The organism is Paraburkholderia sp. (assembly GCF_049581445.1).
Classification (GTDB): domain Bacteria; phylum Pseudomonadota; class Gammaproteobacteria; order Burkholderiales; family Burkholderiaceae; genus Paraburkholderia.
In genome coordinates this window covers 1-3,688 of the sequence record NZ_JBAURZ010000043.1, presented here as the reverse complement: position 1 = coordinate 3,688, position 3,688 = coordinate 1, and the positions used below count along the sequence as shown (strand labels likewise).

The following is a 3,688-nucleotide window of genomic DNA, read 5'->3' as shown; positions in this document are numbered from 1 at the left end:
GTTCCGGCCGCGTCTCCTGACGGTCGTGGCGGTGTCGGTGGTCGGCTTCGGGGTGGTGGCGGGCGGCCTTGCCGTGGCACTCGGCTTCTGAGCGTTCAAGGGACCGATGCGTGGTGTCTGCCGCATTGACCATGAATTCTCGATGGCAGTTGTCGAATCACGACCTAAACTGGGGAACGGAGGGGTGCGTGGCAACGGGCGAGACGCTTGCGCCCAATTGCTGCTGCAACCCCCACCAGTGGTAGGATTCAGCCCGAAAAAAACACCAGCGGCAAGCGCACAGGCGACATGTGCCTCGCGACCCACCGCACACACTCGAGCGATTGGACTCAGGAAATCGAATGGCGCAACAAAAAACAAATCCGAAACTTGAACAGGCGCTCACGCGCGGGGACCTCGCGATCCGTCAGGCCAATTCGGCTCGCGCAACCGCGCTGCTACGCGCTTTGGGCAAGATGATCATCGACGCTTCGGCGACCATCGGCGTGGAAGCGTTCACCCTGATTCCCGATGGCGATCGCATTTACGATCCCGCCGATGGCCTGTGGCCTCAGGAACTGCTGGTCTCGCTCGACGGTCCGGTTGAAGAGGCCGATCCGGACGAGGTGCGCACGGTTCGTCTGATCGCTGACGATCCGGGCAACCTGTTCCGTGTCGAGTGGCAGCGTGCGGATGGCAAGATCGGTCGCCAGGAGGGCGGGCCGTTCGCGACAGTCGCGTTCATTTCCGACGTCGAAATTCCGTGGACTGACGACGAAGACTGAAGCGTGGGATGGATGCCTGGCGCGCCCGCCCATGGCATCTGCTCAACGCATCATCCGGCGCCTGAAAAGCACCGCTGCGATGCAGAACGGTACGACGATGTACGCGAGCAGCACGGCGACGTGAAGCAGCGGGCTGTCGATCGGCCGCCCGAGCATCGCCGGGCGGATCAGATCCACCGCGTGAGAGAGCGGCAGTAACTGCGTGACGTGCTGCGCGATGGGCGGCAACTGCGCGACCGGAAAGAACACGCCGGAGAGCAGCATCATTGGCGTCAAGGCCAGCGTCTGGTAGAACATGAAGAAGTCGTAGGAGGGCGCGAGCGCCGTCACGATCATGGCCACGCTGGCGAAGGCGAGTCCGGTCAGCGCAATGACCGGGATCGCCAGCAGCATGGACGGAAAGCTCGCGTAGCCGAGCACACCCGCCACCAGCATGATCGCCACCCCGGACAGCATGGCCTTGCTGCCCGCCCATATCACCTCACCGAGCACGATATCGCCGAGCGTCAGCGGCGTATGCATGATCCCCTCCCACGTGCGTTGTACGTGCATGCGCGAGAATCCCGAGTACGTCGATTCGAAACTGGCCGACATCATCACGCTCGAGGCGACCGTGCCCGCGGCGAGAAAGGCGATGTACGACACGCCGTCGACGTGCCCGACCATCAGCCCGAGGCCGAAACCGAGTCCAAATAGATAGATCATTGGGTCGGCCAGATTGCCGAACATCGACGCAAGCGCCAGCTTGCGCCATACCAGATAGTTGCGCCGCCAGACGGCGACCCAGTTGTATGTGTTGGCGGGCAGCGCGGCAAACGGCTCGCTCTTCGGAGCGGCTGGGCTGGCGGTGTCGTAGGTGCGTGCGTCCATGGTGTGTTTGGTCTGCCGCTGGCGATGTTTGGATGAGTGCGGGTTCGTGTCCACTGTGGGTGTCCATTGCGGGGGGCGACTACGGGCCTGACGAAAGAGCAGGCAAGCGTCCGCGTCAGTCCTGCATCTCGCGGCCGGTGAGTCGCAGGAATACGTCTTCGAGGTTGGCTGGCCGGTGCAGATAGCGCAAATCCGCGCGCTGCTTGAGCCGCACAAGAACCGGCTCAGCGTTCTCGACGTAGCAGAAGAGCGTCTCGCCGCTGATCTCCGCGCGTTCGACGAGCGGCGCCAGCTCGTCGCGCAAGGCGAACGGGTCCGGCCCAAAAATCTCGATCACGTCGCAGCCGATTTCCGAAGCGATCAACTCGCTGGGCGCACCTTCCGCAATCTTGCGCCCTTCCTCAATCACACATAGCCGGTGACACAGCCGCTCCGCTTCCTCCATGAAATGGGTGGTCAGCAGAATGGTCTTGCCGCGTGCGAGCAGCGAGCGTAGCCGTTCCCAGATCAGATGCCTGGCCTGCGGGTCGAGCCCGGTCGTAGGTTCGTCCATGATCAGGACATCAGGGTCGTTGACGAGCGCGCGGGCGAGCGTTAGGCGCCGCTTCATGCCACCGGACAATTCGCCGACCCGCGCATCGGCCTTGCTTTCCAGCCGGGCGAATTCGAGCAGCGAGGGCACAATCGCGCGGGTCTCGGCCGCGCTCAAACCAAAGTAACGCCCAAAGACCAGCAGGTTTTCGCGGACGGTAAAGTCTGGATCGAGATTGTCGAATTGCGGCACGACGCCCACTCTCGCGCGCGCAAAACGGGAACGGGAGGGAATCGGTTCTCCGCAGAGGCGGATCGTCCCTGCATCCGGCGCTGAAATGCCGAGCAGCATGCGCAGGGTCGTAGTCTTGCCGGCGCCGTTTGGGCCGAGCAGGCCGAAGCACTCGCCGACCCGCACATGGAACGACAGGCCGTCGACGACTGTCTTATTACCATAGTGCTTGCGGACTTCAAGGAATTCGATTGCGGCGTCAGACATAGGTCGATAGGAATTCCGAAGGACGTGAAAGGCCGGTGGGGCTGCTCATTCTAGGGCATTGGCGCGCATCCGTCGGCACCGGGGACAGCATCCGGGCGCGGTTTTTGCGCTGCGGCATGAGCGTGCAAGCTTGTTGGCGTGGGGTTGCACGCACTTAGCGTTTTCCATTGCTTGCAACCTGAATTGCGGCGCACCATGATTCAGGACAGAGCCGCGATCAACGCGGTAGGGAGAGCATCATGGCGAGCTACAAGAAAATCCTGCTGTGCTACGACGGCTCGCGCGAAGGCCGCAAGGCATTGCGTTGCGGTGCCGACCTCGCGCTCGATCTGAAGGCCGAAACGCATCTGTTGTCAGTGGTGGACATGCGTTCGAGCATCGCACAAAGCGCGGGGCTCCTGACCGACGTGGCCTGCGGCAGCTTCGAGAAAACGGCCCGCGACATTCTGCAAGAGGGGGTGGAGTGGCTCACGGAGCGCGGTGTGACCGCGCAGGGCCATTTTGCCTTCGGCCACCCCATCGATGAGATCGCCACGCTCGCCGATGATCTTCAGGTGGATCTGGTCGTGGTGGGCCACCGTTGCCGCACCGGCCTCTCACGCTGGTGGATGGGCGCTGGCAACACCCCGTTGCTCGATCGCATTTCGTGCAGCATCCTGGTTGCCTGTTCCTCGAAACAGGAACAGGAGCAACAGGAGGCTGCTGCCGCCGCCTAGCCGTTCAGGTCGACTGCGGCGAGTTTCCACGAAAACAGTCCCTCGCGGCGCAGGATGGCCGAATAGCGCGTGTCGCCGATACCGTGCTGATACGTCACGACGAACTCGTTGATGCTCCGGTAGCTTGCCGTGGTCTGCGGGGGTTGTGGTGGTGCGTCAGCCGTGGCGGGCGGAGCGGGCGCGGTTGCAACCGCGCCCGGCGCAGGCTGTGCGGCTCCAGTGGCTGGCGTGGACTGCGCATCTTGTGGCGCAGGCGGGCGGTCATTGGGATTGCCGCGCGGCGGCATGCCGTTCAGGAGCGCCGCGAC

At 63.4% G+C, this 3,688-nt stretch carries 3 protein-coding genes and 2 pseudogenes; 2 read left to right on the top strand and 3 right to left on the bottom strand.

Annotation, left to right across the window (positions count from 1 at the left end):
- Positions 1-341: 341 nt before the first annotated feature.
- Positions 342-764: a hypothetical protein gene (locus WCA85_RS02965; RefSeq protein WP_424061674.1), complete on the top strand. Its 423-nt coding sequence runs from the start codon at positions 342-344 to the stop codon at positions 762-764.
- Between the two features lie 42 nt (positions 765-806).
- On the opposite strand, the gene WCA85_RS02960 is transcribed toward WCA85_RS02965, so the two are convergent.
- Both WCA85_RS02960 and nodI read right to left on the bottom strand, forming a co-directional pair.
- Complete coding sequence (locus WCA85_RS02960; protein WP_424061672.1) at positions 807-1,634, bottom strand: ABC transporter permease; 828 nt, start codon at positions 1,632-1,634, stop codon at positions 807-809.
- 115 nt (positions 1,635-1,749) lie between these two features.
- A pseudogene (nodI, locus tag WCA85_RS02955) lies at positions 1,750-2,676 on the bottom strand (nodulation factor ABC transporter ATP-binding protein NodI); the annotation flags it as partial.
- Positions 2,677-2,903: 227 nt separating this feature from the next.
- Here nodI and WCA85_RS02950 point away from each other — a divergent pair.
- A complete protein-coding gene (locus WCA85_RS02950) occupies positions 2,904-3,380 on the top strand; it encodes a universal stress protein (protein WP_424061670.1) in 477 nt (158 codons plus the stop codon).
- Here WCA85_RS02950 and WCA85_RS02945 read toward each other — a convergent pair.
- A pseudogene (locus tag WCA85_RS02945) lies at positions 3,377-3,688 on the bottom strand (DUF2939 domain-containing protein); the annotation flags it as partial. The gene WCA85_RS02950 and the pseudogene WCA85_RS02945 sit on opposite strands and share 4 nt — an antisense overlap.

Excerpts from the sequence above, each read along its gene's own strand:
- WCA85_RS02965 (WP_424061674.1), top strand. The coding sequence starts at position 342 with ATGGCGCAACAAAAAACAAATCCGAAACTTGAACAGGCGCTCACGCGC.
- WCA85_RS02950 (WP_424061670.1), top strand. The coding sequence starts at position 2,904 with ATGGCGAGCTACAAGAAAATCCTGCTGTGCTACGACGGCTCGCGCGAA.
- WCA85_RS02960 (WP_424061672.1), bottom strand. The coding sequence starts at position 1,634 with ATGGACGCACGCACCTACGACACCGCCAGCCCAGCCGCTCCGAAGAGC.